Origin of the sequence: Frankia sp. R43, from assembly GCF_001306465.1 — a bacterium.
Taxonomy (GTDB): domain Bacteria; phylum Actinomycetota; class Actinomycetes; order Frankiales; family Frankiaceae; genus Parafrankia; species Parafrankia irregularis.
This window is the reverse complement of sequence record NZ_LFCW01000001.1, coordinates 114,369-140,919: the sequence shown is the minus strand read 5'-3', so window position 1 is coordinate 140,919 and position 26,551 is coordinate 114,369. Positions and strand designations below refer to the sequence as shown.

The following is a 26,551-nucleotide window of genomic DNA, read 5'->3' as shown; positions in this document are numbered from 1 at the left end:
GGCGGAAACGCACGGACCGCGACCCACGGGCTCTGGCCGACAGCCAGGGTTCGTGGGTCGCGGCATGTGGACCCGATCGGCAGGTGGAACCGAACCGACATCCGGTCCCGGTTGTGGGTCAGATGCTGCAGGGATCGGTGTACGAGATCTCCGGGACGAACTGTTCCCACTCGGCCGGGGTGATCCGCGCCGACGGTTTCGCACAGGCGACGGCGGTGAGCCTGTCGGGGTTGAGCGACCAGATCGAGGTCTGGCCGCCTTCGGTGGTGAACGCGAGGTGGTCACCCGCGCGGTCGATCGCAATGGAAGTGATCTTGCTTTCCGCATCGGCGATCCGCACCACCGCCGCCGGATCCGCCCCGCCCCAGTAGCTCACGACGCCGGACTGGTCCCCGATGACGATCTGACCGGCCTCGTCGAACGCGACGGCGAAGACGGGGCCTTCGGGCCCGCGTAGCTCGGTGGCGACATGGCCCTGCTGTGGATCGCTCACGTCCCACACCTGGACGGTCCGGTCGTCCCGGCCCACGGCCAGCCGTGTCCCGTCGCCGTTGAAGGCGACGGTGTTGACAGCGGCGACCGGCCCGCGCAGCGCTCCGCTCTGCTTCGGGCGCGCCGGGTCGGTGACGTCCCAGAGCTGCACATCCCCGCTGATTCCCGCGGTCGCGAGCAGCGTTCCGGCTGGGTTCAGGGCCATGTCGGTGATGACGGAGCCGGTGCGCTGCAGGCGCGGTGGCTCGGGCGCCGCGGGGTCGGAGAGGCGCCACAGCGCGAACGTGCCGTCAGCGGTGGCGGCGGCGAGCAGCGTCCCGTCCGCGCCGAGCGCCACCTGGACGGGTGTACCCAGGCCGGACAGCGTGCTCAGCTGCGTCGGCTTGGCCGGGTCGGTCACATCCCACACCCGGGCCGGGTCCTGCGTGCCGCTGAGGGCCAGCCGCTTGCCGTCGGGAGCGAACGCGACAGCGGCGGCCGGGTCGTTGGTCGGTTGCTCGCTGAGCAACGACGGCTCGCCGCCGTCGGTCAGGCGGTAGAGCCGCAGCGCACCGTCCGACCCGGCCGAGGCGAGCACGGAGTCCGACGGGCTGAACGTGACGTCCTTGCCGGGGCTGGCGGCCTCCCGTGGTTGCACCGTGGTCAGCGCGCTGAACGATGCGATCATGGCGTCCTTGGCGGCGCTGACCGGAGCGATCCGGTAGGCGGCGAGGCTCAGCCGGGCCGCGAGGTCCGGGTCCTGCGCGCGCCTGGCGGCCGCCTCCGTGGCGAGCCTGGTCGCGATGGCGTCGCGGTCCGCGCCCGATGGTGAGTCACCGCCGCCGAGCGTCGCCACGGGGATCGCGATGGCGGCGGCGAGCACGACGGCGAAGCCCGCGATGACCACCCGCCGATCGGGCCTGCGCCGCCCCGTGCCGGTGTCCGGGCCCGTGTTCTGGTGGTGCGGCCCCCGCGCCGCCGCGGTGCCCGGGCCGCTCGGCGTGACAGGGGACGGGGAGGCCGGGTGCGGTGCCGGTGACCGCGGTGCCTGTGAATGCGGTGCCTGTGAATGCGGTGCTGGCGAGTGTGGTGCTGGCGAGTGTGGTGCAGGCGAGTGCGGTGCCTGTGACTGTGGTGCCGGCGAGCGGGGTGCCGGTGAGTAGGGCGCGGGTGAGTAGGTCGCTGGTGGGCGTGGCGCCGGGGAGTAGGGCGACTGCGGTGCCGGCGACTGCGGTGCTGGTGAGTGGGGCGGCGGCTGTGAATGCGGCGCCGGCGAGTGTGGTGCACGCGAGTGCGGGGCCGGCGAGTAGGGCTGCCGCGCGGCGGGGGGCGGCGAGGTCGGTATCGGTGGCGCGGGTGGGAGGGGCGACGCCGAGATGACGGTGTCGGCCGGTGAGGGGCGCGCGGGGCCGGCCGCCGCGCCCGTCGTCGAGCCCTCTGTCGCCTTGCGGCCGCCTCGCGACCAGCGACGTCCGCGTGGCGCGCGATCGCCCTGGTCGCTTTCGCCGGCCACGCCGGCGGAGGACGGGGCCGGGGCCGCCCGATCCGGGATGGCCACCCCGCCCATCAGGGCCGCGCGCAGCTCCTCGGCGCTGGGACGGGTGCCGGGGTCCTTGCGCATCGCGAGCTCGACGAGGTCGCGCAGCTCGCCGGTCACGCCCTCCAGCCGCGGCTGCTCGTTCACGATCCGGTACAGCACGGCCTCGACCCGCCCCTGGCCGAACGGGGGCTGCCCGGTGGCGGCGAAGACGATGATCGAGCCCCAGGCGAAGATGTCGACCGCCGCCGTGATGGGCTGGTCGAGGATCTGCTCCGGCGACATGTAGCCGGGGGTGCCGATCGCCTGCTTGACGTTGCGGGACAGGTCGCTGACGGTGTCGTACTCGCGGGCGAGCCCGAAGTCGATTACCTTCGGCCCGACCGGGGAGAGCAGGACGTTCGCGGGCGTGAGGTCGCGGTGCACGATCCCGGCGGCGTGGATGGCCGACAGCGCGGTGGCGACGCTGACCGCGAGCTGCTCGAGGTCGGCCGGCCGCATCGGCCCGCGTGCCGTGACATGCCGTGACAGCGTGGGGCCTTCGACGAATTCCGTCACCAGGTACGGCTGTGGGCCGTCCGGATCCGCGTCGAGGACCGCCGCGGTGGTGAAACGGCGAACTCTGCGGGCGCTTTCGGCTTCACGGGCGAAACGGGCCCGGAACTCCGGCCGGGACGCGAGCTCGGGCCGGATCACCTTGATGGCGACGGCGGTGCCGTCCGGCGCCTGGCCGAGAAAGACCGCGCCCATTCCACCCTGGCCGAGCCTGCCGACCACGCGATAGTTACCGAGCCGGACGGGGTCCTCCGCGCGGAGCGGCCGCGCGGTGTTCCCGGACACCGGCGGTTGTGTATACCCGCTCAAGGGGCCGCACTCCTGCCTGGGCACATCAGATCGCATTGATCCTACGACACCGGTCTGCGGCGCAGACGACGTCCAGGTTCATTGCCCGCCGACCGGGCGCCGACCGGGTGCGGATCAGATGCGGATCGTATGCGGACTCCGCGTGGACCGGTGTGTGACGTATATGTGGTGTGCCGCGTATACGGTGCATCCCGGCCGGGCTTTCCCATCTGTTCCGGCGGTTTTCCGGTCGATCTCGCGTCGGATCTGGGAGGTCATGGTGCTGCTGCGGCGCACGGCGAAGTTCGAGGTCAGTCTCACCCCGACGTCGGAATCGCTGTTGGCGCCGGTGGCGGACGAGCCTCGCGAGTGGCTGCTCGGGCGGGCACTGGACGAGTTCGTGGCCGACGTCCGGGCTCTCGACGAGGTCGCGCCGCGACTGGTGCCGGGCGCCACCCGGCCGAGGATCGAGGTGGCCCTCGACGCGGACACGCCGGTGGTCACCGGCGACACCCTGCTGGTCTCCGGCCAGGAGGTGATGCAGACCTGGGAGCGTCCCCTGATGCGGGCGCTGGCCGAGGCGGTGACCCGCACCGGGGGGACGGTCTGCGAGGTCGGCTTCGGCCTGGGGATCTCGGCCGGGTTCGTCCAGAGCCTGCGGCCGTCTGCGCACACGATCATCGAGGCGAACCCGGACGTCGCCGCGACCGCGCTGGCGTGGGCCGCCTCCGACGACGGTGACGGGGGCGGGGGCGACGGTGACGGTGGCCGGGCCGGCGTGCGGATCGTGACCGGCCGCTGGCAGGACGTGCTGCCGGATCTCGGGCGTTTCGACGGCATCCTGTTCGACACCTATCCACTGGACGAGCGCGAGGTCGACGACCACGTGGTGCGGGACGCGACGTTCGCCGAGCACTTCTTCCCGCACGCCGCCGAGCATCTGGCCGACGGAGGGTCGTTCACCTACTACTCGAACGAGATCGACTCGCTTTCCCGGCGTCACCAGCGTGCGCTGCTGCGCCATTTCGAGACGTTCTCGGTGCGGGTGGTGGACGGTCTGCGTCCGCCGGCGGACTGCAGCTACTGGTGGGCCCCGTCGATGGCGGTGATCGTGGCCGCCGGCCCGCGGCGTGGCCAGGGCGGCTGACCGCCTGACGCCTGACGCCTGACGCCGGACGCCTGGCCGCCGGACGCCTGGCCGCGGGGCGGCCGATCGCTGGGCTCTGCGTCCGTGATGTTGTACCGTTGCCGAGCCAGTTTGCCCTGATGGTCGGAAAAGTACGAACTATCCCTTTCTTGCCTCGGGGGACACTGTTGAGGATCGCAGCGACTGGCCGCCGGTGGCGGGCCGCAGGTGGTGCCCTGGCACTGGCGACGGCGGTGGCGACCCTGATCGGCGGATGCTTCGGGGAAGCCGGCGACACCTCGCCCGAGGCGTCCGCGGCCAGCTGTGCGCCGGTGGCCGGCGTGACCGCCGACGAGGTCCGGTTCGGCGCGCTCTACCCGGACACCGGAACCAGCTCCCAGCTCTCCCGCGCGTTCCGGGCCGGCGTCGACGCCAGGCTGGGCGAGGTGAACGCCGCCGGTGGCGTCCACGGCCGCCAGGTCAGGTACGACTGGCGCGACGACGAGTCGACCTCGGCGGGCGCGCTGCTCGCCGCGCGTTCGCTCGTGGAGCGCTCCCAGTCGTTCGCCGTCGTCGGTACCAGTGGCATCGCCAGCGAGGCGGCCGACTACCTGGCCGAACGCGGCGTCCCCACGATCGGCCAGGACCTCACGGCCGGCGGGGAGAACGTGTTCGGCTATTCCAACATGCTCGGCGGTGACCTCGGCAACTCGGTCTTCGGCGTGTTCGCGCACTCCCACGGGGCGACCAGGGCGGTGATCCTGCGTACGGACGCCCTCGCCGCCTCCGGGCAGATCGGGGACCGGCTGGCGCGCAGCCTGCGTGCCGACGCGGTCCAGGTGGTCGACACGATCACCTGGACGTCCACCGGCTTCGACCTGGCCGCGGCGGCGGAGCGGGTGCGGGCCGCCGGTGCCGACATGATCACCGGCGTCGTGCCCGTCCAGGCGTTCGCGGACGTCGTCGCCGCCGCCAGGGCCGCTGGCGTGACGGTGAAGGTGGCGATGCAGCCGGTCGGCTACGACCCCGGGGTCCTCGACCGCCGCCGCACCGGGCTGGCCGGCAGCTTCTACCTCGTCGACTTCCTGCCGTTCGAGGCGCACACCCCGGCGCATCAGCGTTACCTCGACGCGATGGCCCAGTACGCGCCGCAGATCGAGCGGCCGGAGCAGACCACCGGCCTGGTCGGTTGGCTGACCGCGGACCTGTTCCTGCGCGGCCTGCAGGAGGCCGGGCAATGCCCGACCCGGGCCGGGTACATCGCGGCGCTGCGCGCGGTGAAGGACTACGACGCGGGCGGCCTGCTGCCCGGCCCGGTCGATCTCGCCGCGAAGAACGCCCCGCGCGTCTGCGTGAGCGTCGTGCGCGTCGGGCAGGCGGCGGACGTCTTCCAGGTCCAGATGCCGATGGCACTGTGTGGGGACACCCTCCGCTGACCGGCCGCCGGCCCGGCACCGGCCGCCGCTGACAGCCGCTGGCCCGGCGCCGGCCCGCGGCGGGTGTGTCCGGAGAGCTTCCGGCTCACCGAACACACCGCAGCCGCAGCTGCATCCGGACGCGGACGACCCGCAGGCCGCCCGCGGCCGGCCTCAGGCGGGCTGGCGGGCCGCCTCGTCGCGGATCTCGCCGACCAGCTCCTCCAGGATGTCCTCCAACGCCACCAGCCCGAGGATGCGGCCGGTCTCGTCGGAGAGCCGGGCCAGATGCGACCCGGAGCGCTGCATGGTCGCCAGGACCGTGCGCAGGCTCTCGTCCGCGCCGACCCGCACCAGCGGCCGGATCCACTTCGGCGCGACCGGCGCGGATCTGCGGTCCTCACGGTTCTCCAGGACGTCCTTGAGGTGCAGGTAGCCGACGAGGTCGTCGTCCTCGCCACGGACCGGGAAACGGGTGAAGCCCGTGTCGGCGGCGAGCTGCTCGACCTCCCGCGGCGTGACCGTGGGTGCGACGGTGACCAGCGCCTCCGGCCGGAGCAGCACACTGCGGGCGGTGCGCTCGTCGAAGGACAGCGCGCCGGTGAGCAGGTCGTGCTCGTCCTCGGCCAGCAGGCCCTCGCGGTGCGACTCCTCGATGAGCCCGGCCACCTCGTCGCGGGTGTAGACGTTGGTGACCTCGTCCTTCGGCTCCACCCGCAGCGCCCGCAGGGTGAGGTTCGCGACCAGGTTGAGAGCCGAGATCACCGGCTTCACCGCCCGCACGACGGCGACCAGGGGCGGGGTGAGCAGCAGGACCGCTCGGTCCGGCAGGGCCAGCGCGAGGTTCTTGGGAACCATCTCGCCGATGACCACATGCAGGTAGGTCACCAGGGTGAGCGCGATCGCGAACGCCACCGGATGCCGCATCGAGGTCGGCAGGCCGACCGCCTCGAACGGCGCCTCCAGCAGGTGCGCGATGGCGGGCTCGCTCAGCGCGCCGAGGCCGAGCGTGCACACCGTGATACCGAGCTGGGCGCCCGCGAGCATCAGTGACACATGCTCCATGGCGTGGAGCGTCACCTTGGCGGCGCGCGAGCCGGCCGCGGCCCGCGGCTCGATGGTGTCCCGCCGCGCGGAGATGAGCGCGAACTCGGCGCCGACGAAGAAGGCGTTGCCGGCCAGGAGCACGACCGTCACCGCCAGCGCGATGATGTCGTTCATCGGCCGGCTCCGAGCCGGATCCGGTCGACCCGCCGACCGTCCATCCGTTCCACCTCGTAGCGGATGCCCTCGAGCGTGATCGTGTCGCCGGCGCGGGGGATCCGTCCCAGCGTGCGTGACATCAGGCCACCCAGGGTCTGGTACGACTCGTCGGCCGGGATCCGCAGGCGGGTGACCTCGCTGGCCTCCTCGGGCCGCAGCAGGCCGGAGAGCAGCCAGGTGCCGTCCCGGCGGCGCAGGGCCCGGGGGCTGACGCGGTCATGCTCGTCGATGACGTCGCCGACGATCTCCTCGATGAGGTCCTCCGCGGTGACCAGACCGTCCGTCCCGCCAAACTCGTCGACGACGATGGCCATCTGCAGACCGCCCGACCGCAGCGTCTCCAGCAGCGGGTCGAGCGGCATCGAGGACGGCACGGTCACGGCGGGGACCATCGCCTCCCGCACCGTCGTCGTGGCGCGCAGCTCCTCGGGCACGCTCACCGCGTGCTTGACGTGGATCAGCCCGACGACGTCGTCACTGCCGTCCCCGATGACCGGGAACCGGGCGTGGCCGGTCCGCCGGACGGCGTTGATCACCTCGCTGACCGGTGCGTCCGCGTCGATCGACTGCATGCGCATGCGGGGTGTCATGACGTCCTCGGCCACACGGTCACCGAAGGTCAGCGAGCGCTGCATGAGCGTCGCGGTCTCCCGGGGCAGGGTGCCGTGCTCGGCCGATCGCCCGAGCAGGGAGAACAGCTCCTGCGGCGATCGGGCCGAGGCGAGCTCCTCCTGGGGCTCGATGTTGACCCGTCGCAGCAGCGCGTTCGCGGTGCTGTTCAGCGAATGGATCAGGGGACGGACAGCCCGGGTGAAGACCCGCTGCGGGCGCTGCACGGCCCGCGCCGTGCCCAGCGGCCTGGCGATCGCCAGGTTCTTGGGCACGAGCTCCCCGTAGAGCATGGTGAACGCGGTCGCGAGGACCAGGGCGAGAGCCACGGAGACGCCACGCGCGACGCCGTGGGAAGCCCCGAGGCTCGTGAGCGGGCCCTCGAGCAGATCCGCGATGGCCGGCTCGGCGAGGAAGCCGATGGCCAGATTCGTGATGGTGATACCGAGCTGTGCCCCGGAGAGCTGGGTGGACAGCTGTCGCAGCCCGGTCAGCACCCCGGCCGCGGACCGGTCGCCCGAGTCGGCGGCACGTTCGACGGAAGGTCGGTCAACGGTGACGAACGCGAACTCCGCGGCGACGAAGACGCCGCAGGCCACCACCAGCACAATACTCAGGAGCAGAAGGAGCGCCTCTGTCACCGATCGACCCCCGCGGGCGCTTCCCTACGCGTGGGTCGGCCGGAACTACATCCGGCATCGTCGGTACTGTTCATGATCCCTTCCGTCGGGTGGGACGCTGTCGGGCCCGACAGTCGCCCAGCGGTGTGTCTACCCCCGTCAAGCTGGTTCAACGCCTGCCAGGTGCGGACCGTTTCACGATGGCCTGTGGGATGTGTGTCGGTCCAGGGGGCCACCGTGTGGTTCGGCGGGTACCGGCGGGGCCCCGGCCGCATGATTGCTCACCATCCGCACCGAGCACCAGCCCAAAGCGCGACCGCCGCCCGACGGCGCGCGCGGAGCAGCTCACCCGCAGACCGGCTCGCCCCACGGGACACGCTCGAATGGGCCAGGCCTCGGATGGGCTCGGCCACGCTGCTGGGCTCGGCGACGCAGATGGGCTCGGCCACGCAATGGTGCGCTTCGTCACTGTCGCGGTCGGTGACCAGACCGCAGGTGTGGCGACCCCGGGAAAGGGGAAGGTGATCGGTGCCCGGGGACATCGTTTACCGGGAGTTCGGAACGGGCCCAGATCGGGGGATCCGGGAGGGCGTCATGCGTCTTTCTCCGTTTTCTCCGCGCATCCTCGAATCGTCCGTCTCGCGTCGGCCGGAAATGCCGCCGGAAAGGCGCGTGGTGGGATTCCACGTCCTGACTACGACCGGGATGGCCGCCGCCACGCTCGCGGTGGTCGGTTTCGCGTCGGCGGGTTTCGCCGGAATTGCCGTGGCCGGTTCCGGGCTGGGCGTCGGTATCTCGGGCGGCGGTATTTCCTGCGACTCGGGTGAGCTTCGCGCCGAAGTGACGGACATCCAGCATGGCGCGGGTCAGACGCACGCGGCGCTGAGCGTGGTCAACATCGGGCGGCGGGCCTGTGAGCTGCGCGGCTACCCGCTGGTTTTCCAGGTCGACGAGGCCGGCGACGGGCTCGGCCCGGCGGCCGATGCCCAGGGGCCGGTCGGGCCGTCGGTGCCGCTGGCGGCCGGCGGACGGGCGCAGGCCGGTCTCACCATGACCGCCGCCGGGTTGTTCCCGAGCTGCCCCGATGCACCGGCCAGCCCGGCTGGGCTGCGCCTCATCCCTCCCGGCGGAACAGGTCCGCTGCCGGTGGACGGCTTTGCGGGGCTGCTCCCGTCGGACGCTGGGCTCGTCGCGGACGGCGTTGCCGGGCCTGGGCCACTCGCGGACGGTGTTGCCGGGCCTGGGCCGGTGGCTGGGTCTGTTGCCGGTCCTGCGGCTGGGCCTGCAGCTGCCGGGCCTGGCTCGGTGGCCGGCGCGGGCTGTGCGGCCACGGTGTTGACCGAGCTGCGGGTGACGACGTTCTTCTCGGCGTCGGGCGGCTGAGGGGCGTCGGGCGGCTGAGAGCTGCCGGCGGCGCTGGCCGGTGCCGTCTCCCGCCGTGCGCGGCGGCGGGAGACGGCACCATGGGACGGCACCACGGCTGGACGGCCGCGCAACCGGCCGCGCAGCCGCACTGCCGGCCGGCGGTGTGCCGGCGAGCGGCCCGGGTCGCGCATGTCGACCTCTACGTGGACATCTACCGCGGGGTCAGGCCGATGGAATAGAAGATGGCCAGCGGCCAGGCCAGTGTCGCCACCACGGCGGTGAAGAAGTGGCGCAGGGTGGCACCGTCCCAGTCGGTGACGTTCCAGTAGTCCTGGCTGATGGTGACGATGAGTCCGATGGCCAGGTAAAGAAGAAATCCGAGGCTGACGCTGCCGTAGGTCCGAGTGCGCACCCGGGTTGCCATCGGGCGCTCCTTCCGTAAAAGGGGGAATATCCGCTGAGCCGGCAAATACCCGGATGTATGCCGGATAACCTCCCGGGCGTGCCACTGTTTTCGGGCTGCCGCTGTGACTGGCTCGCTACCGGGCGGGACCGGAGCGGGACCCGAGGATCCTGGTCGCCGGTGAGTCGCGGGTCGGCGCCGATCAAGATCGCCATTTGGCGGGTGGGGAGGGCCGCGCTCCTCGAACGCGGCCGGACCTCCCAGTGCCCGGTAGCCCGGATTGGTGAGTCGCAAGGGTGAAGGATTTTGGTCGTGCCGACGACCAAAATCCTTCTTTCTTGCGCGTTACCAGGCGGCGCTATGCCACTTTTGTCCCACTTGAGGTGAATTGCCGGTGGGATCCGTGCCCGGCGGCGAGGAGAACAGCGCGGCTGGGCCGCGGGCCGGGCTGAGTTGCGTTGGGCACGGGTCTCAGCGGTAGGCGTCGAGACCCAGGGACACGGCCAGGCCGACCGCCGCGGCAGCGATGATCCAGCGCAGCAGCTCGGCGGGCAGCGCACGGACGATGCGGGGGCCGATGGCGCCGCCGGCGAGCAGCCCGGCGGCCAGCGGGGCGGCGGCCGTCCAGGCGACCGATCCCACGACGGCGAACAGGACCGCGGCGACCGCGTTGGAGAAGCCCGACGCGACGTTCTTCACCGCGTTCACGCGGGCCAGTGGCTCCGGGATCATCACAGCCATGATCGCCAGCAGGGCGACGCCGGCACCCGCGCCGAAATATCCGGTGTAGATCGAGACTGCGAACACGGCGGCCAGCAGGCCGGGGCCGCGGGGGTCGAGAGGGCCGGCGGCGGTGTCACCGGTCGCCGGCCGAAGGCGAGGCGAGAGCACCAGGAGCACCGCGGCGCCGACGATCAGCCAGGGCACGACCAGCTCGAAGGCGCGGGCCGGGGTGGTCATCAGCAGCACCGCGCCGAGGGCCCCGCCGGTGAGGGTGGCGGCGCCGAAGCGGGCGACCCGCCCGCCCTGGCCGGCGAGTTCGGTACGCGAGCCGAGCGCGGCGCCGAGCGCCACGAACAGCAGGGCCGCGGTGTTCGTCATGTTCGCGGTCCGTGGCTCCAGGCCCACGGCGAGCAACGCCGGGTAGGAGACGAGGGACGCCAACCCCGCGACCGTGCTCGTGATGCCCGCGAGGATCCCGGCGCCGACGAGCAGCGCGACGTCCGCCGCGCTCAGCCGGCTCTCACCTCGACGCGGGCGAGTCGGATGCGGGTGGTTCGGGAACGGGTGATCCGGGTGCGGGTGAGTCGGACGCGGGTGAGTCCGATGCGGGTCACCCGGCCGGCGGTGCGCTCGCCCATTCGGCCAGGACGGCGTCCGGCTCGCTGTAGACCGCGCGGGGGGGTACGGGCGTGGGGCTGCGGGAGAAGCGGGGCGCGGGCGCGGCCTGGGGGACACCGTCGACCTCGACCACGGCGCCGCGGGCGGACATGTGCGGATCCGCCGACACCTCGGCCAGGCTCAGGACCGGCGTGACACAGGCGTCCGTCCCGTCGAACCGCGCCGCCCACTCGTCGCGGGTGCGGGCGGCGAAGGCGGTGGTGAACGCCTCGCGCAGCACCGGCCACCCGGCCGGGTCGTTCTGGTCCGGCAGCTGTGCCGCGTCCAGGTCGAGGCCCTTGAGCAGCTCGGCGTAGAACTGCGGCTCCAGCGGCCCGACGGCGACGTGGCCACCGTCGGAGCAGGTGTAGGTGTCGTAGAAGGGCCGGCTGCCGTCGAGCAGGTTGGACGCCCGCTCGTCGGACCAGTCGCCGTAGCCGTGCCAGTCGCCCATGGCGCGCCAGGCCCACATCATCTGCAGCAGGACGCTGGTTCCGTCCACGATCGCCGCGTCGACGACCTGGCCCTGGCCCGAACGGCCGCGTTCCAGCAGCGCGGAGAGGATCCCCACCAGCAGGAACATCGAGCCGCCGCCGTAGTCGCCGACCAGGTTCAGCGGCGGTGCCGGGCGTTCGTCGGCGTCGCTGCCCATGGCGTGCAGGGCACCGGTCAGCGAGATGTAGTTGATGTCGTGGCCGGCCCGGTGCGCGAGCGGACCGGTCTGGCCCCAGCCGGTCATCCGGGCGTAGACCAGCCGGGGGTTGCGGGCCAGGCACTGCTCCGGGCCGAGGCCGAGCCGCTCGGCCACTCCGGGCCGGTAGCCCTCGATCAGCACGTCGGCCCGGGCGATCAGCTCCATCGTCTGCGCGAGGCCCTCGGGGCTGCGCAGGTCTACCCGCAGCAGGCGGCGGCCGCGCAGCAGCCAGTCGTCGGGGCCGTCGCCCAGGTTCGGCCGCTGCACGCGGACGACGTCCGCGCCGAGGTCGGCGAGGATCATCGCGGCGTGCGGCCCGGGGCCGATTCCCGCGAGCTCCACGACCCGCAGCCCGCTCAGCGGACCGGACACACTGCCTCCCCGAACAACCTGGAGTAACTGGACCAACGCCAAACTCGACGCCAAACCCGAACGGTCCCGAACGGTCCCGAACGACCCGGAAAACGAACCTACAGGCGTTCGATGATCGTCGCGTTGGCCATGCCGCCGCCCTCACACATCGTCTGCAGACCGTAGCGCCCGCCGGTGGCCTCCAGGTAGTTGAGCATGGTCGCCATCAGCTTGACCCCGGAACCGCCGAGCGGGTGGCCCAGCGCGATCGCGCCACCGCGCGGGTTGAGCTTCGCCGGGTCGGCGCCGAGCTCCTTCGCCCAGAACAGCGGGACGGACGCGAACGCCTCGTTGACCTCGTAGGCGTCGATGTCGTCGAGGCTCAGGCCGGAACGCCTGAGGATCTTCTGCGTCGCCGGCAGCGGCGCGGTCAGCATGTAGAGCGGGTCGTCACCGGCCAGCGCGAACGAGTGGAAGCGGGCCCGCGGCCGCAGGCCCAGCGCGGACGCCTTCGACTCGCTCATGATCAGTGCGGCGGACGCGCCGTCGCTGAGCGGCGAGGAGTTGCCCGGGGTGATGTGCCAGCCGATCTGCGGGAAGCGCTCGGCGTACTGCTCGGTGTAGAACGACGGCTTGAGCCCGGCGAGCCCCTCGGCCGTGGTCGACGGGCGGACGGTCTGGTCGACGGTGTGGGTGAACGTGCTGCCGTCCGGGGCGACCGCCTCGAACGGGATGATCTCGTTGTCGAAGCCACCGGCCGCGGCGGTCGCCGCCGCTCGCTGATGCGACCGGGCGGAGAACTCGTCGAGCTCCTCGCGGGTCAGCTTCCACTTCGCCGCGATCAGCTCGGCGCCCACGCCCTGGTTGGCGAGGCCCTCGGGGTAGCGCGCGCGCATGCCCGGCCCGGACGGATCCCGTCCCACCGAGGCGAAGCGCATCGGGACCCGGCTCATCGACTCGACGCCGCAGGCCACGACGACGTCGTAGGCACCGGCGATGACGCCCTGCGCGGCGAAGTGCATGGCCTGCTGGCTCGAGCCGCACTGCCGGTCGACGGTGGTCCCCGGCACAGACTCGGGGTAGCCGGCGGAGAGCACCGCGTTGCGGGCGATGTTCGCCGTCTGCTCCCCGGCCTGGCTGACGCAGCCGGCGATCACGTCGTCGACGATCGCGGGGTCGATGTCGTTCCTGGTGACCAGCGCCTTCAAGGTCGCCGCGAGAAGCTCGACGGGGTGGATCTCGGACAGCGCTCCGCCGGGCTTGCCTCGTCCCGAAGCGGTGCGCACGACGTCGACGATCACTGCGTTTTCCACGGCACTCCCCAACCCGGAAGCAAGCCAGCCGGAAGCCCGGAACGGGCCAGCCGGAAGCCAGTACGGAACGTACGGAACATTTCCGCTCGTCGCGGTCGCTCGTCGCGGTGGTTCGGCGCGAGCGCCACACCTGCTAATCGAACGTATGAGTACGCCGTTCTCAGGGTCAAGAAATGCCGTTACGGACCAGCGGTGCCCGGACGCGCGGTGTGGGCTATTCCTCCCGGGCCGGCGCGTCGTCGTTACCACGGCGCAGAACGCGCAGGCCACGGCCGTCGGGATGCCAGCTCTCGACTATCAGCTCGTCGCCGGCGACCGAGATCCGGACGACTTCGGTGACCTCCACCCGGAACAGGTCGAACGGCGTCGGCGGCTTCACCTCGTCGGCGAAGCTCCGCAGTGTGCCCGGGTCGGTGACCGGCACGGCCCGGCCGGCGACCCGGGCATCACCGTCGGCCATGTCGGAGCCCGGGCCCGGGTTCGCGTGCAGCGCGAACCGGGGCTCCCGGATCAGGTCGGCCGACTTGCGCGCACCCGGCATGCCGCCGAGCCACAGCTCACCCAGCAGAAAGCTCGTCTCGATGCCGCTCACCCGAGGTGATCCGTCCGCGCGCACGGTCGCCAGCACGTGGTGGCGGTAGGCGGCGAACCGCTCGCGGACGGCCCGCCCGAAGTCCGGCTCCGCCGTCTCGAACTCGTTCCAGCTCACAGTCATGGCCCTAGCCTCACCTCGAACAGTGACATCTGCTGTCAGGGATCGGAGCTACCTTCGCCGGGTGCGTTCCAGCCGCCTGATGGCCCTCCTGCTGCATCTCCAGGCCCACGGCGGGGCCACCGCCGCCGATCTCGCCGCCCGGTTCGAGGTGTCCGTCCGCACCGTGCGGCGTGATGTCGCCGCGCTCGCCCAGGCGGGCGTGCCGGTGTGGTCCGAGCCGGGGCCGCGCGGCGGGATCCGCCTGGTCGAGGGGTGGCGGACCCGGCTGGACGGGCTGACCGGCGACGAGGCGTCCGCGCTGCTGCTGGCGGGGGCCGGCGGCGACGCGCTCGCCGGCCTCGGGCTGGACGCCGTCGCCGCCGCCGCGCGGGGCAAGGTGCTGGCGACCCTGCCCCCGCAGCTGCGCGTCCGGGCCGGGCAGGCCGGCGAACGGTTCCACCTGGACGCGCCGGGCTGGTTCACGGACGCGGAGCCGGTGCCGTGCCTGGCCGCCGTCGCGGCGGCGGTCTGGGCCGGGCACCGCCTCGACATCCGGTACGGCCGGCCGGACAGGCAGGACAGGCGGGACAGACCGGATGGAGCGGATGGAACGGATGGAACGGAGGGAACGGACGGAGCGGCGCGGCCGGGCAGGGCGGACCGGCTGGTTCAGCGCCGGATCGAGCCGCTGGGGCTGGTCCTGAAAGCGGGGGTCTGGTACCTGGCCGCGGGCCAGGACGGTGACAGCCAGGACGGTGACATCCGCAGCTACCGCGTCGCCAGGATCGTCGCGGCGGAACCGGTGCCGGGGCCGCGGGCGAGCTTCACCCGGCCCGCGGACTTCCAGCTGGACCGCTGGTGGGCCGCCTCGAAGGAGGACTTCGTCCGGTCCCTGCACAGCTGGCCGGCGCGCCTGGCGCTCACCGCGCTCGGAGAGCGGATCCTCGCCGGGGTGCTGGACCCGCTCGTCGCACGGCGGGCCCTGGACACGGCCGGCGCGCCCGACGCCGACGGCTGGCGCGAGCTGGACGTGTGGTTCGAGGGCCCGGAAGTCGCCGAGTCGCAGCTGTGGGCGCTGGGCCCGCACGTTCGGGTCGTCGCCCCGCCATCCCTGCGGGCCGCGCTCGCGGGCTCCGCCCGGCGCATCGCGGCGATCAACGCCTGAGCCCGCCGGATGGGAGCGGTCAGGCGGGACGGACGACCGGGTCGGTGGTGATCTGGCGCGGGAGGGTCAGCAGCCGCCCCGGGGCCCGTTCGTCGTCGCGGCGCCAGTAGCCGCCGTCCGCGCACAGCCCGGCGTCGACGGGCGGCACGCAGTGACCGTCGTCGCGGTGCGCGTCAAACCCTTCGCTTCCCACAAAGGTCTCGTGGCAGGTTGGGCAGTGCGCAGCGGTCAGCGCCGTCCAACGCACATCGCAGCGACCGCATCCGATGAGTGTCGGACGGTCATAGTCGATGTCGCGGCCGCGCAAGAGCCGCCCCCCCTCGTTGTTCGCCGGACGAATCCGCGCCTTGGATGGTCAGGCACCGTCAGGTCGATTCATTACGCCCGCCCCTGGTGCGGACCGCAGATGCGGCATCGACCGTAACGATTTGCCGGGCCGGTCCACCATACGGGGGTGCCGGAGGTGCGAATCCGCTTCCCGCCGGTTCAGTGGGCACGGAGCTCCTCAAGCGGTGAAAGGCTGCTGGGCGACGGCGGCCGGACGGGGTGCCAGCCCGGCTCGGAATAGGCCTCGCCATGTTGCCAGGCGACAAGGACGGCATCATCCAACCTGTCCAGCCCCGCGGGGAGGTCGATGAGCGGCCGCCAGCACGCCTGCCCCGGCCGCCCTGCCGGCTCCCGCGCCGTCGTCGCCGCTGTCACGGCTGTCGCCGTCGCCACCTTCGCGGTGCAGTCCAGCAGGAAGTAGAGGGTCATCCGCTCCTCGCCTCCGATCCGGTGGTGCGCCGTGTGCGCCAGGGTGAGCGCCGCCTCGTCGGCCAGCGGTGCGGCCGCGTCGGCCGCCAGCCGCAGCGCCGTCTCCCGGGCCGGCTCGCCGAGCCGCAGCGAGGCCGCGGGCAGCCGCCACTCCGGCGTGGGTGAGCCTTCCGAGGCGCCTGACATGATCAGGAAGACGGTGCCGGCGACGACCACCATCAGCCGCAGGTCGACGGGATGGCACAGCGACCGCGTGGGGTACAAGGCTGGCTCCAAAGGCTGGCTCCACCGGAGGTCGGACACTGTCGGGGCGCGCCAGCCCAGGCACCGATCATCCGGGGTTGCACGTGCACGTGCAAGGGCCGTTGCGCGGATTGGCCGGATGGCCGGAAGAGCCGCGCGGCCCGGATGGTGCCCGGGGGTGCCGGAAGGCCCGACCGGATGGGTCCTTGTGGCACCCGTCTCGGTAGCTGTGGCCGGTGGTGATGACCAGCGTCTCCGGCGGTCCGTGCCGTCCGGCCAGGTCATGGCGGGGCCACGATGGTCACCCAGCGCGATGGCTGGGCCGATGATCGAAGCTGTGCTTCCCTGATGTTCGATAGCGTCTGTAGACCATGGACCCGTGGCTCGAGGGCGCCTGTGGTGATAACAGCCCTGGCGACGACACCGACGGCGGGTTGGACGACACCGACGGCGGGTTGCTGGAGACACCGCGGCTGCTGGGGATTCGACGCCTCCGGGAGCTGCTGGACGGGCGGGAGGCCGGGGAGATGATCGACAGTGAGAAGCTCCTGGACGCCCCGGCTCCGCTCCCGGTCCCGGACTCGTTCGGCGAGGCTCCGCCCACCCGGACAGGCCGCCTTGAGCTGGACGAGCTGATGGCCCAGCTGGTCGAGCGGGCCCACGAGGTGATGACCACCCAGGGCCGGCTGCGTAGCCTGCTGCGGGCCCATCGCGCGGTCGCCGCCGACCTGAGCCTGGAGGTCGTGCTCCGCCGGATCGCCGAGGCGGCCTGCGAGCTTGTCGACGCCCGCTACGGAGCCCTCGGAGTGATCGCCCGGGACGGGCGGATGGAGCAGTTCATCCACGTCGGAATGGACGCCGACCTGGTTCGCCGGATCGGCCACCTGCCGCGCGGGGAGGGCGTGCTCGGCCTGCTGACCGCCGACCCCCGGCCCGTCCGCCTCGACGACATCGCCGCGCACGACCACGCGGTCGGGTTCCCGCCGGGGCATCCGCCGATGCGGACCTTCCTCGGCGTGCCGATCAAGGTCCGCAGCGAGGTCTTCGGCAACCTCTACCTCACCGAGAAGCGCGGCGGGCGGCGGTTCACCGCGCAGGACGAGGAGCTGGTCCTCGCCCTGGCCGCCAGCGCCGGTGTCGCGATCGAGAACGCGCGGCTGTTCGGTGCGGCGCAGCGGCGCCAGCAGTGGCTGCAGGCGTCCGCCGACATCATGCGCCACCTGCTGGCGGACGGCGCCGAGCCGCTGGCGCTGATCGTCGGGCGCGCCCGGGAGGTCGCCGACGCCGACCTGGCCTGCGTGCTGCTGGCGGACGAGGTCACCGGGGAGCTGCTGATCGAGGCCGCCGACGGCCTGGCCGCGGACAGCCTGGTCGGCCAGGTCGTTCCGACCGAGGCGACGCTGGCCGGCAGGTCGGTCGCCGACGGCCGGCCCGTGCTCGTCGACGACGCCACCCTGGAGCCGGGCAGCTCCGGGCTCGGCACGGTCGGCATCGGGCCGATCATGGTCATCCCGCTGGTGGGCACGCAGACGCGGCTGGGCGCGGTGGTCCTGGCGCGGGAGACCGGTGGCCGGCCGTTCGCCGACACCGACCTCGACATGGCGGCGACGTTCGCCGGGCACGTCCAGGTGGCTCTCGGCCTGGCCACCTCCCGTGCCAACCGGGACCGGCTGCTCGTCCTGGAGGACCGCGACCGCATCGCCCGCGACCTGCACGACCATGTCATGCAGCGGCTGTACGCGGTCGCGCTCGGCCTGCAGGGCATGGCCGCGGCCGAGGACCGCGCGCCGGCGGCGGGCCGGCTCAGCACCTACGTCGACGACCTCGACGCGACCATCCGCGAGATCCGTTCGACGGTGTTCGAGCTGCGGGGGAGGCGGTCCAGCGGTGGGGCGGGCGTGCGCGCCCGGCTGGTCGAGATCGTGGAGGAGATCGGCGAGGCCCTCGGGTTCAGCCCCCGGCTGCGCGTCGACGGGCCACTCGACTCCGTGCTGTCGGGCAAGACCGTCGACCACCTGCTGGCCGTCGCGCGCGAGAGCCTGTCCAACGTGGCCCGGCACGCGCGCGCGAGCCGGGCTGAGCTGTCGGTGACGGTCGGGCAGGGCTGGCTGCGCGCCGAGGTCACCGACGACGGGGTCGGCCTGGGGGACACCAGCCGGCGCAGCGGCCTGGACAACCTCCGCAGCCGCGCGGAGGAGCTGGGCGGAACGTTCGACATCGCCGCCGGCCCGTCCGGGGGCACCCGGCTGCGCTGGGCGGTTCCGCTGCGCTGACCGGTTCCGCTGCGCTGCCCCGTCTGCCCGCGGTCCGCCCCGTCTGCCCGCGGTCCGGCCCGGTCTGACCGCTTGCCCGGTCTGACCGCTTGCCCGGTCTGACCGGCCGGCCGGCAGCGCCGGGTGCGCGTGGTAGTCCTCCGCAGGAGTTTCAGGGGACTGAAGGCAGCTCTCTCAGGTACGAAAGGCCCGGTTTCCGGGGCCGCTCGCGGGCGCTGCGCCGCCCGGTCGGCCGTAACGATGGATGCCGGACGCAACGGTGCGGAGAGAGGTGCCATGCCGGTCGAGCAGATGGCCGCGAGGCCCGTTCCCGCGGCGCTGTGGTCACGGCCGGGCGCCGGCGGCCGGGTGGTCGAGACGGCCGACGCGGTGCTCTGCCTGACCGCCGACCGCGTCCTCAAACGGCGCCGGCCGCTGGACCCGGGCGAGCCCGCCTTCCGTGGTCTGCTGACCCGGCTCGCGGCGTGCCGCGCCGAGGTGGCGCGTAACCGGCCGCTGGCACCGGATGTCTACCTCGGCGTGGCGGACGTCGTCGACGACGGCGGCGTCGTCCAGGATCACGCTGTCGTCCTGCGCCGGCTGCCGGCCGGTCGCCAGCTCGCGTCCCTGCTCCGGCGGGGTGGCCACATCGACGAGGAGGTCCGCGCCGTCGCGCGGGCCGTCGCCGGGTTCCACGCGCGCTGCGAGGCCTCGCCCGGGAGCGGCGTCGACGATCCCGGGCGGTCCGAGGCACGGTGGCAGGAGGCGATCACCGCCGCCGACGCGTTCCGGGGGACGGTGCTCGAGGCCGAGCTGGTGGACGAGATCGGCCGGCTGGCCCGGGCGTACCTCGCCGGCCGCGGCGCGATGCTGGCCGGGCGGGTCACGGGCGGGTGGGTCCGCGACGGGCACGGAAGCCTGCGGGCCGACGACATCTACTGCCTGGACGACGGGCCGCGCATCCTCGCCCGGGCGGAGGCCGACGGGCGGCACGACGACGTCCTCGGGGACGTCGCGCTGCTCGCGGTGGAGCTGGAGCGCCTCGGGTCATCGGAGGACGCCGACCTTCTCCTGCGCGCCTACCAGGAGTTCGCCGGGACGGCGCATCCGCGCTCGCTGGAGCACCTGCACATCGCCTACCGTGCGCTGGTCGAGGCGGCCACGGTCGCGGCCGCCGCGGGGGAGCAGGCTCGCCGTCTCGCCGACATCGCCTACCGGCATCTGCGCCGCGCGCGGGTACGGCTCGTGCTCGTCGGCGGCCTGCCCGGCACCGGGAAGACGACCCTGGCCGGCCGACTCGCCGCCGGCGACGGCGGCCGGGTGCTGATCCGCTCCGACGAGGTGCGGGCGCGGTTCTCCGCCGAGGATGTGGGCGCGGACAACTCCTACGTGTGGCCACTGGCATCGGAGATCACCGCGCGGACGTATACGGAGCTGCTGGCGCGGGCCCGGGTCTTCCTGTCCGGCGGGGAGACGGTGATCATCGACGCCTCGTGGTCGGACGGGCGCCACCGCGCCGCGGCCGCGCGGCTCGCGCGGGAGACCGGAGCGGAGCTGATCGAGCTGCGCTGCGTGACCTCGCCCGAGGTTGCGGCCGCCCGGCTGGCACGGCGTGACGCGGCCCGGCAGCCGGCCTCCGGGCCGTCTGGGGCCTCGGGGCCGTCCGGGGCGTCCGGCACGGCGGGGTCCGGCAGGCCCACGACCACCGCCGGTGCCATGTCCACCCTGCACAGGGCGATGAGCGCCTGGGCCGAGCCGTGGCCGACGGCCAGGGTGATCCAGACGACGGTGCCCGAAGGCGAGGCGTTCCAGGCCGCCGAGCGCTGCGTCGCCTGAGCGGGTGACGGAGTCGGCCCGGGTAGGTCCAACGTTCGCGAGTCTGGGTAGGGCGAACACTGGAAGGCTGGGTAGGGCGAGTTGGAGCGGCCCGGTGAGTCGGCGAGAAGCGACAATGGGGCCTTCGGGTGACCGGGGGGTCCTGTACGCATGATGTCGGCGACGCACGACGATGGACCGGGTCGTCGACGGACGGGAGAGGCCATGGTCGGTACCGCCATGCGGCTGACGGAGAGTGACGCCCGCGCGATCGTCGAGCTGGCCGAGCTCGCGCCGTCCATTCACAACACCCAGCCCTGGCGCTGGCGGCTGGACGCGGCGGGGCTGCACCTGTTCGCCGACCCCGCCAGGCTGTTGCAGGTCGCCGACCCCGAGGGGCGTCAGCTGCTGATCAGCTGCGGTGCCTCGCTGGCCTTCGCCCGCCTCGCGGCCCGCTCACGCGGTCTGCTGGTCGACGCGGTGCTCGGCCCGTTCGCCGACGACGAGACGGGTGTGCCCGCGGCGGACCAGCCGCTCGCCACCCTCACGGTGAGCGGGCGCCGGCCGGCCAGCCCGGCCGAGGCCGACCTCGTCGCGGCCATGGCCACGCGCCACACGGACCGCCGGCCGTTCCTGGCGGGCGACCGCGGGCGGCTGACCTCGGACGATCTGTCGGCGCTGCGTCACGCCGCCGAGGCCGAATCCGCCTGGGCCTGGTTCGTCGACGACACGGACTCGCGGATCGAGACCTCCGTGCTGTTGTCCCGCGCCGACTGGCACGAGGCCCACGACCCCGCGTACGCCGCCGAGCTGCGCCAGTGGCGCCATGAGCCGTCGGTGGCGGCGGATGGGATTCCGTCCAGCGCGGTGCCGGACGTGGCCGGGGAGCGCCAGTCGGAGTTCGTACTGCGGGATTTCGGCGTCGACGGCGGGAACGACGCTTCGGGCGCTACGGGCGTGGCAGGCGGCGGCCTGGCGGGCGGCGGTACCGCGTCGGCGGCACCGGGGGAGGGGCCGGTGGAGCGCCCGACCGTCCTCGTGGTCGGCACCGACAGCGACCGCCCCGTCGACTGGCTGATCGCCGGCGGTGCGACGGGGCGGGTGATGCTGACCGCGACCGCCCGGGGGCTGGCCGCCTCGCCGCTGGGCCAGGTGATCGACCTCACCGCCAGCCGCGCGCAGCTGGGCGCGGTGATCGGAGCCACCGGGCACGCCCAGATGATGCTGCGCCTGGGCCGGCCCGACCCGGCCCTGCCGCCGCTTGCCGGCACGCCCCGCCGCGGGGTCGACGAGATCCTCCAGATCGGTTGAACGGGGTCCGATAGCCCTGGGTGCCGCCACCGGCCAGGATGGCGTTATGGACGTCACCGTTGTCGACAACGCCTCAGCCAGCCGCTTCGAAGCCCGGACCGAGACCGGTGAGGTCGCCGGCTTCGCCACCTACACCCGGACGAAGTCGGCGGTGACGTTCGTGCACACCGTGGTGGACCCGGCCTTCAAGGGCACCGGTGTGGGGTCGGCCCTCGCCGCCGCGGCGCTGGACGCGGTACGCGCCGAGGGGCTCGCGGTCGTTCCGCAGTGCCCGTTCATCCGGGCGTTCATCGACCGCCACCCCGAATACGCCGACCTCGTCCGGAGCTGACATCCCAGACCGAGCCGAGCCGCCTTCGGTCCTGGTCGCACCGTCGTGCGGCGCCAGCAACTCACATCAGGAGCTCGACTCCTGCCCGGCAGCAGCCACAGCCCGAGCTCCGGATTCTGCTGGACGGGTTGGCGGAGTGCTGGGCTCTAGCGCTGGGCGGGAATGTCGTCGAGGGTGGGAAACGGGTCCGGAGGGACCTCGTCGGGGGGCGACCGGTGAAGGTGCCCGGGCCTGCGTGCGGCGGGGGATAGGGTGTGCGGGGCGCGCCGGGAACGTCGGCGGGGTGTTCGTCGGCTCAGCCTGCGGGCGAGTGGGGCGGCGGCCAGTCCCGCGGCGGCGAGCACCACCCCGAGGGTGGCCGTTCCGGCGAGAAGGGCCCGCTCGGCCGTGGACCGCGCCGCCCCGCCGCTCGTGGGTGATCCGCGATCGTGGGCGCCGGCCGCGGTCAGCTGCCCCGGCCTCGCCGAAGCGGGTGCCGGTACGACGCTCGGACGCGGACCGGGCCAGCTGACCACGTTGCCCTGACGTGATCCGGAGGGCCCGGAGCGGTCGCCGACGGGGTCGTCCGGGGCTTCGGGCGGTGTCGCCACCGGTGGTGAGGCCGGTGGCAGGCCCGCGTCCGTGGTCTCGGATCGTGCGGTGCCGGAGCCAGGCACGCCACGTGCCGCCCCGCCGGCTGGCTGAGCTGCGCCGGCCGGTTGGACTGCGCCAGCCGGTTGGACTGCGCCGGCCGGAGGGCCCGCGCCGCCCGCGGCTGCTGCTCCGGTCGCGGTGGCCGGCGCGCTGCCGCCCCGGGTTGCTGCCGGGCCGTTTCCATCGCCGCGACCCGCGGGGCCACCGGCCGCCTGGCTGGGCTTGCCCGCCGGCGTGTTCCCGGGGTGCGCGGTGTGGCGGTGCCCGGCGGCCGGTCCGGGCCGTTCAGCGGGTTCGGCGGCCTGGTCGTCGTCCGGTTCCGCGGAGCCGAAGAGGTCTGGCTGGCTCTGGCCCGGCTCCGGGTCCAGGTCGACGTGGACCTCGATGGGGCCGATCAGGTCCTCGGTGCCGAGCGCGACGACGAGCGTCCCGTTCGGTGCGGGGGGCGGGGAGCCTCTCGCGGCCGTGGCAGCGGTGGCCGGCGCGATGAGCACCGCGATGATCGTCGAGGCCAGTGTCGCCGCGGTCAGCGCTGCCCGCACGAGGAGTCCTTTCGGCGCTCGCCGATCGGGGTCGGCGGGCCACCGGAAGGTCAGGGGCGGCTGGTCGGACGGCACCGCGTGGCTGCGGAGCCTCGGGACTGGGTCGGCAGTCTCCGTCCCGAGGCCACGGCGCGGCAACGCTCCACGCCGACGGCCTCCCACCCGAATCAGGGCCGGAAGGATGGCCACCTGGCCCGCGGCGCCAGCAGCAGGCCCGCGCCGAGCGGCCGAGCGGCCTGGCGGCCGTTGGTGGGCCGCCAGGCGCCCAGGTGGGTCAGGCGGACAGACCGGCGTGCATCTCCCAGACCAGGACCTCGGCGGGCTCGACACCGGTCACCCGCTGGCCACCGACGGCGGTGAACCGCACCGCGTCACCTTCGTGCAGCGGACCGGCCCCTTCCAGGTTGACTTCGCCGCGTGCGACGAAGAGGTGCAGGTAGGGGGCGTCGGGCAGCTCCACGCTCTGCCCCGGGGTGAGCCGAGCGACGTGCAGTGCCGCGTACCGGTTCTTGATGCGGATCGCCGACGCGCCGTCGTGTCGGTCCATTCCGGAGGCGACGGTCACGAGGCCGCCCCGGAGCAGCTCGTTGTCGATCTCCAGCTGCTCGTAGCCGGGGTCGATGCCGCGCTCGTCCGGAACGACCCACATCTGGATGAAGTGGACCGGGTCGTCGTGGGGCTCGGTGTCACTTGTCAGCCGCCAGGCGTCGTTCTTCTCCGAGTGCAGGATGCCCCGGCCGGCACTCATCCGCTGGGCGAGACCCGGGTAGATCACGCCCTTGTTGCCCGTCGAGTCCTGGTGGACGAGCGACCCCTGCAGCACCCAGGTGACGATCTCCATGTCCGTGTGCGGATGGGTCTCGAAACCCGTCCCCGCCCGCACGGTGTCGTCGTTGCTGACGAGCAGCAGCCCGTGGTGGGTGTTGGCCGGGTCGTAGTGCTGGCCGAACGAGAAGGAGTGCTTCGAGTCGAGCCAGGCGATCTTCGTCTTCGCGCGGTCGTCCGCGCGGCGGATGTCGACCTGGGGGCTCAGTGTCGCGCTGGCCATGGTGACCCCTTTCCATCTTCATGACGTGTCATTAAGCTACATGACGTGTCAACTAGAGGTGCGGACGAGGTATTCCAGCCCGTGACCGGCGCCGCGGCGACCGGCGCCGCGAGTGCGACCGGCGCTGCGGGCGCTGCGGGTCCGGCGGGCGCTGCGGGTCCGGCGGGCGTTGCGGGTCCGGCGGGCGCCGCGGGCGAGGTGCGCTGGCTTGCCGAACACGAGCAGCGGGCCTGGCGTCGCTACCTGCTCATGGCCGGTGAGCTCGCCGCCCGGATGAATCGCGAGCTCACCGCCGACGCCGGCATCTCCCTGGCCGACTACGACGTCCTCGTGCACCTCACCGAGGCGCCGCAGGGGCGGCTGCGGGTGAGCCGTCTCGCCCACGCGCTGTCGTGGGAGCAGAGCCGGCTGTCCCACCATGTCGCGCGGATGCAGCGCCGTGGCCTGGTGGTCCGGGAGGAATGCGCCGAGGATGGCCGCGGCGCGCTGGTCGTCCTGACCCCGCAGGGCCGGGCCGTGATCGAGCGCGCCGCGCCCGCGCATGTCACGTTCGTCCGGGAGCATGTGTTCGACGCCCTGACCGAGGCCCAGGTCGGCGCGCTGGACGCCATCTCCGCCGCGGTGCTGGCCCGGCTCGCCACTGCGGCGGGGAACCGGCCACCGCTGTCCTGACGTCGCCGTCCGCTATGAGGTTCCCGCGGCCTGCGGCCGGGCTGTGGCGGTCGGGCGTGGCTGCTGCCCGGGCCACCAGCACGGGCCTGGCGGAGCGGTGCTGACGGAATGCGAACCCCACCCCACCCCACGGCCACTCGCCGAGGATCCCGCACCGCCCACGCAGTAACCGTCAATTCACCTCGAAGCAGGGTAAAGGGGGCGCAGGATCGCCTGGCGAGTCGCAAGAAAGAAGGATTTTGGTCGTTGGAACGACCAAAATCGTTCACTCTTGCGACTCGTCAAAACGTGCTAATCGACGAGTCGCGTCGTTGATGTCCGATCTCACTTATGCGTCCGTTTCGTGGCCACGAGCACGAGACGGTTCTCGACCCGCACCGGACCACCGGCGAAGTCCCCTGAGGTAGTCGCGCCTGGTCAGGGGAGCTCGGGTCGGAAGCCGATGCCGACGATGTGGGCGAACGCGCCCTGGGCCGCCGGGGTTCGGGCGATGCGCCGGAGCAGTGCGGGGGCTGTGGGCGGCGACCCGTCGGCCGGTCCGTCCAGGGTTGGGCCGAGAAACGCTCGCTGGGCGGCCCGCTGCAGCAGCTGGGTGAGCACGGTCGGGGGGAGGCGCCGGCGCTGCACCGCGGCGAGCTGCCGTGGCGTCGGCGCGCGGGCCGGCTCGCGGCCGGCGAGCAGCGGCCCGGCGAGCAGGCGGGCCGCGGCGACCGCGTCCTGTACGGCGAGATTGATCCCGACCCCGCCGATCGGGCTCATCGGATGGGCCGCGTCCCCGATGATGAGGGCGCCGGGCGCGTACCAGCGCCGGGCCCGGTCGATCCGCACGGTGAGCAGGTGGACGTCGTCCCAGCTCCCGATGCCGCCGACGCGGTCGGCGAAGTCGGGGGCGACCGCCGCGACGCCGCGGCGCAGCGCGTCGATCCCCTCGGCGCGGACCGCGTCATAGCCGCCCTTGCGGATCAGGTAGGCGACCTGCCAGTACTCGCCCCGATCGATCCGCACCAGCAGGCGGCCAGACCCGGCGAGGCCGCCCAGCCCCGCACCGTCCTCGGGGCGCCGGGGGAGCCGGAACCACAGCACGTCCATCGGCGCGCCGAACTGGCGCATCGGCAGGCCGAGGTGGGTTCGTACGACCGATCCCCGGCCGTCGGCGCCCACGGTGAGCCGGGCCCGCACCGTCTCCGGTCCGTCGGGGCCGTCTGCGGTGACCCCGACGACCTGCCCGCCGCCGTCCCGGAGCAGGCCCGTCACGTTCCGGCGGCGCAGGAGGGTGAAGGCGGGAATCTCGGCGCCGGTGCGGGCGAGCATCTCCAGCAGGTCCCACTGCGGGACGAAGTACAGGTAGGGGTGATCCGTCCGCAGCCGGGCGAAGTCGGCGACCTGGAATGTTCCGTCGGCGAAGGTGACGCTGAGACTGGTCACCCGACGGCCGGGCAGCGCCCGGGTGGGCCCGCCGAGCCCGATCCGGTCGAGCAGCGTCAGCGTCGACGGGTGCACCGTGTCCCCGCGGAAGTCTCGCAGGAAGTCCTCGTGCTTCTCCAGCACGCAGGTGCGCAGGCCGTGCCGGGCGAGCAGCAGGCCGAGCATGATCCCGGCCGGCCCGCCGCCGACCACACAGACCTCGAACGTGTGGCTGACCCGCTCCGGCGTCATGCCCATACCAGCTCCGGCGTCATGACAGCTGCCTACCCCGTCA

General features: G+C 73.2%; 22 protein-coding genes. 9 read left to right on the top strand and 13 right to left on the bottom strand.

What is annotated here, in order from left to right; genetic code table 11:
- Window positions 1–118: 118 nt before the first annotated feature.
- Window positions 119–2,872, bottom strand: coding sequence for a protein kinase (locus tag ACG83_RS00575; protein WP_235497475.1), 2,754 nt, complete (start codon window positions 2,870–2,872; stop codon window positions 119–121).
- Window positions 2,873–3,134: 262 nt separating this feature from the next.
- Here ACG83_RS00575 and ACG83_RS00570 point away from each other — a divergent pair, with 262 nt between their 5' ends.
- Window positions 3,135–3,998 (top strand): SAM-dependent methyltransferase, encoded by an 864-nt coding sequence (locus ACG83_RS00570; RefSeq protein WP_054565309.1) that lies wholly within the window; start codon window positions 3,135–3,137, stop codon window positions 3,996–3,998.
- A gap of 167 nt (window positions 3,999–4,165) precedes the next feature.
- The gene (locus tag ACG83_RS00565; RefSeq protein WP_054564205.1) at window positions 4,166–5,413 is read left to right on the top strand and encodes an ABC transporter substrate-binding protein; all 1,248 of its coding nucleotides are present in this window, start codon (window positions 4,166–4,168) and stop codon (window positions 5,411–5,413) included.
- Between the two features lie 153 nt (window positions 5,414–5,566).
- On the opposite strand, the gene ACG83_RS00560 is transcribed toward ACG83_RS00565, so the two are convergent.
- The gene (locus ACG83_RS00560) at window positions 5,567–6,613 is read right to left on the bottom strand and encodes a hemolysin family protein (protein WP_054564204.1); all 1,047 of its coding nucleotides are present in this window, start codon (window positions 6,611–6,613) and stop codon (window positions 5,567–5,569) included.
- On the bottom strand, window positions 6,610–7,905 hold the full coding sequence (locus ACG83_RS00555) for a hemolysin family protein (protein WP_054564203.1): 1,296 nt from the start codon (window positions 7,903–7,905) through the stop codon (window positions 6,610–6,612). Before ACG83_RS00555 ends, ACG83_RS00560 begins: the two co-directional genes overlap by 4 nt.
- A 651-nt stretch (window positions 7,906–8,556) precedes the next feature.
- Between ACG83_RS00555 and ACG83_RS00550 the strand changes: the two genes are divergently transcribed.
- Entirely contained in the window at window positions 8,557–9,267 is a 711-nt protein-coding gene (locus tag ACG83_RS00550; RefSeq protein WP_054564202.1) for a DUF4232 domain-containing protein, read from the top strand.
- Window positions 9,268–9,460: 193 nt separating this feature from the next.
- On the opposite strand, the gene ACG83_RS00545 is transcribed toward ACG83_RS00550, so the two are convergent.
- The 5 genes from ACG83_RS00545 to ACG83_RS00525 form a co-directional block, all read right to left on the bottom strand.
- Window positions 9,461–9,673, bottom strand: coding sequence for a hypothetical protein (locus ACG83_RS00545; protein WP_006539468.1), 213 nt, complete (start codon window positions 9,671–9,673; stop codon window positions 9,461–9,463).
- A 450-nt stretch (window positions 9,674–10,123) separates the two neighbouring features.
- The gene (locus tag ACG83_RS00540) at window positions 10,124–10,867 is read right to left on the bottom strand and encodes a sulfite exporter TauE/SafE family protein (protein ID WP_369812860.1); all 744 of its coding nucleotides are present in this window, start codon (window positions 10,865–10,867) and stop codon (window positions 10,124–10,126) included.
- A 118-nt stretch (window positions 10,868–10,985) separates the two neighbouring features.
- Window positions 10,986–12,098: a CaiB/BaiF CoA-transferase family protein gene (locus ACG83_RS00535; protein ID WP_054564201.1), complete on the bottom strand. Its 1,113-nt coding sequence runs from the start codon at window positions 12,096–12,098 to the stop codon at window positions 10,986–10,988.
- A 98-nt stretch (window positions 12,099–12,196) separates the two neighbouring features.
- On the bottom strand, window positions 12,197–13,390 hold the full coding sequence (locus ACG83_RS00530; protein ID WP_054564200.1) for an acetyl-CoA C-acyltransferase: 1,194 nt from the start codon (window positions 13,388–13,390) through the stop codon (window positions 12,197–12,199).
- A gap of 214 nt (window positions 13,391–13,604) precedes the next feature.
- Window positions 13,605–14,105, bottom strand: a complete 501-nt coding sequence (locus tag ACG83_RS00525) for a pyridoxamine 5'-phosphate oxidase family protein (RefSeq protein WP_054564199.1) — start codon at window positions 14,103–14,105, stop codon at window positions 13,605–13,607.
- A 61-nt stretch (window positions 14,106–14,166) separates the two neighbouring features.
- Here ACG83_RS00525 and ACG83_RS00520 point away from each other — a divergent pair, with 61 nt between their 5' ends.
- A complete protein-coding gene (locus ACG83_RS00520) occupies window positions 14,167–15,249 on the top strand; it encodes a WYL domain-containing protein (protein ID WP_063792959.1) in 1,083 nt (360 codons plus the stop codon).
- Between the two features lie 19 nt (window positions 15,250–15,268).
- Here the strand turns inward: ACG83_RS00520 and ACG83_RS46405 are convergent, their stop codons facing one another.
- Window positions 15,269–15,442 (bottom strand): hypothetical protein, encoded by a 174-nt coding sequence (locus ACG83_RS46405; protein WP_235497473.1) that lies wholly within the window; start codon window positions 15,440–15,442, stop codon window positions 15,269–15,271.
- A gap of 293 nt (window positions 15,443–15,735) precedes the next feature.
- The gene (locus ACG83_RS00510; protein WP_054564198.1) at window positions 15,736–16,269 is read right to left on the bottom strand and encodes a hypothetical protein; all 534 of its coding nucleotides are present in this window, start codon (window positions 16,267–16,269) and stop codon (window positions 15,736–15,738) included.
- A gap of 506 nt (window positions 16,270–16,775) precedes the next feature.
- Between ACG83_RS00510 and ACG83_RS00505 the strand changes: the two genes are divergently transcribed.
- From ACG83_RS00505 to ACG83_RS00490, 4 genes are all read left to right on the top strand, one after another.
- A complete protein-coding gene (locus ACG83_RS00505; protein WP_369812859.1) occupies window positions 16,776–18,521 on the top strand; it encodes a GAF domain-containing protein in 1,746 nt (581 codons plus the stop codon).
- Between the two features lie 276 nt (window positions 18,522–18,797).
- The gene (locus tag ACG83_RS00500) at window positions 18,798–20,336 is read left to right on the top strand and encodes an AAA family ATPase (protein WP_054564196.1); all 1,539 of its coding nucleotides are present in this window, start codon (window positions 18,798–18,800) and stop codon (window positions 20,334–20,336) included.
- A gap of 204 nt (window positions 20,337–20,540) precedes the next feature.
- On the top strand, window positions 20,541–21,626 hold the full coding sequence (locus ACG83_RS00495; RefSeq protein WP_054564195.1) for a hypothetical protein: 1,086 nt from the start codon (window positions 20,541–20,543) through the stop codon (window positions 21,624–21,626).
- A 46-nt stretch (window positions 21,627–21,672) separates the two neighbouring features.
- The gene (locus tag ACG83_RS00490) at window positions 21,673–21,957 is read left to right on the top strand and encodes a GNAT family N-acetyltransferase (RefSeq protein ID WP_054564194.1); all 285 of its coding nucleotides are present in this window, start codon (window positions 21,673–21,675) and stop codon (window positions 21,955–21,957) included.
- Window positions 21,958–22,103: 146 nt separating this feature from the next.
- On the opposite strand, the gene ACG83_RS00485 is transcribed toward ACG83_RS00490, so the two are convergent.
- Window positions 22,104–23,132 (bottom strand): hypothetical protein, encoded by a 1,029-nt coding sequence (locus ACG83_RS00485; RefSeq protein WP_054564193.1) that lies wholly within the window; start codon window positions 23,130–23,132, stop codon window positions 22,104–22,106.
- A gap of 274 nt (window positions 23,133–23,406) precedes the next feature.
- Complete coding sequence (locus ACG83_RS00480) at window positions 23,407–24,180, bottom strand: pirin-like bicupin family protein (RefSeq protein ID WP_054564192.1); 774 nt, start codon at window positions 24,178–24,180, stop codon at window positions 23,407–23,409.
- A gap of 198 nt (window positions 24,181–24,378) precedes the next feature.
- Here ACG83_RS00480 and ACG83_RS00475 point away from each other — a divergent pair, with 198 nt between their 5' ends.
- Window positions 24,379–24,852, top strand: coding sequence for a MarR family winged helix-turn-helix transcriptional regulator (locus ACG83_RS00475; protein WP_054565306.1), 474 nt, complete (start codon window positions 24,379–24,381; stop codon window positions 24,850–24,852).
- A 417-nt stretch (window positions 24,853–25,269) separates the two neighbouring features.
- On the opposite strand, the gene ACG83_RS00470 is transcribed toward ACG83_RS00475, so the two are convergent.
- A complete protein-coding gene (locus ACG83_RS00470) occupies window positions 25,270–26,508 on the bottom strand; it encodes an FAD-dependent oxidoreductase (protein WP_054565305.1) in 1,239 nt (412 codons plus the stop codon).
- Window positions 26,509–26,551: the final 43 nt, after the last annotated feature.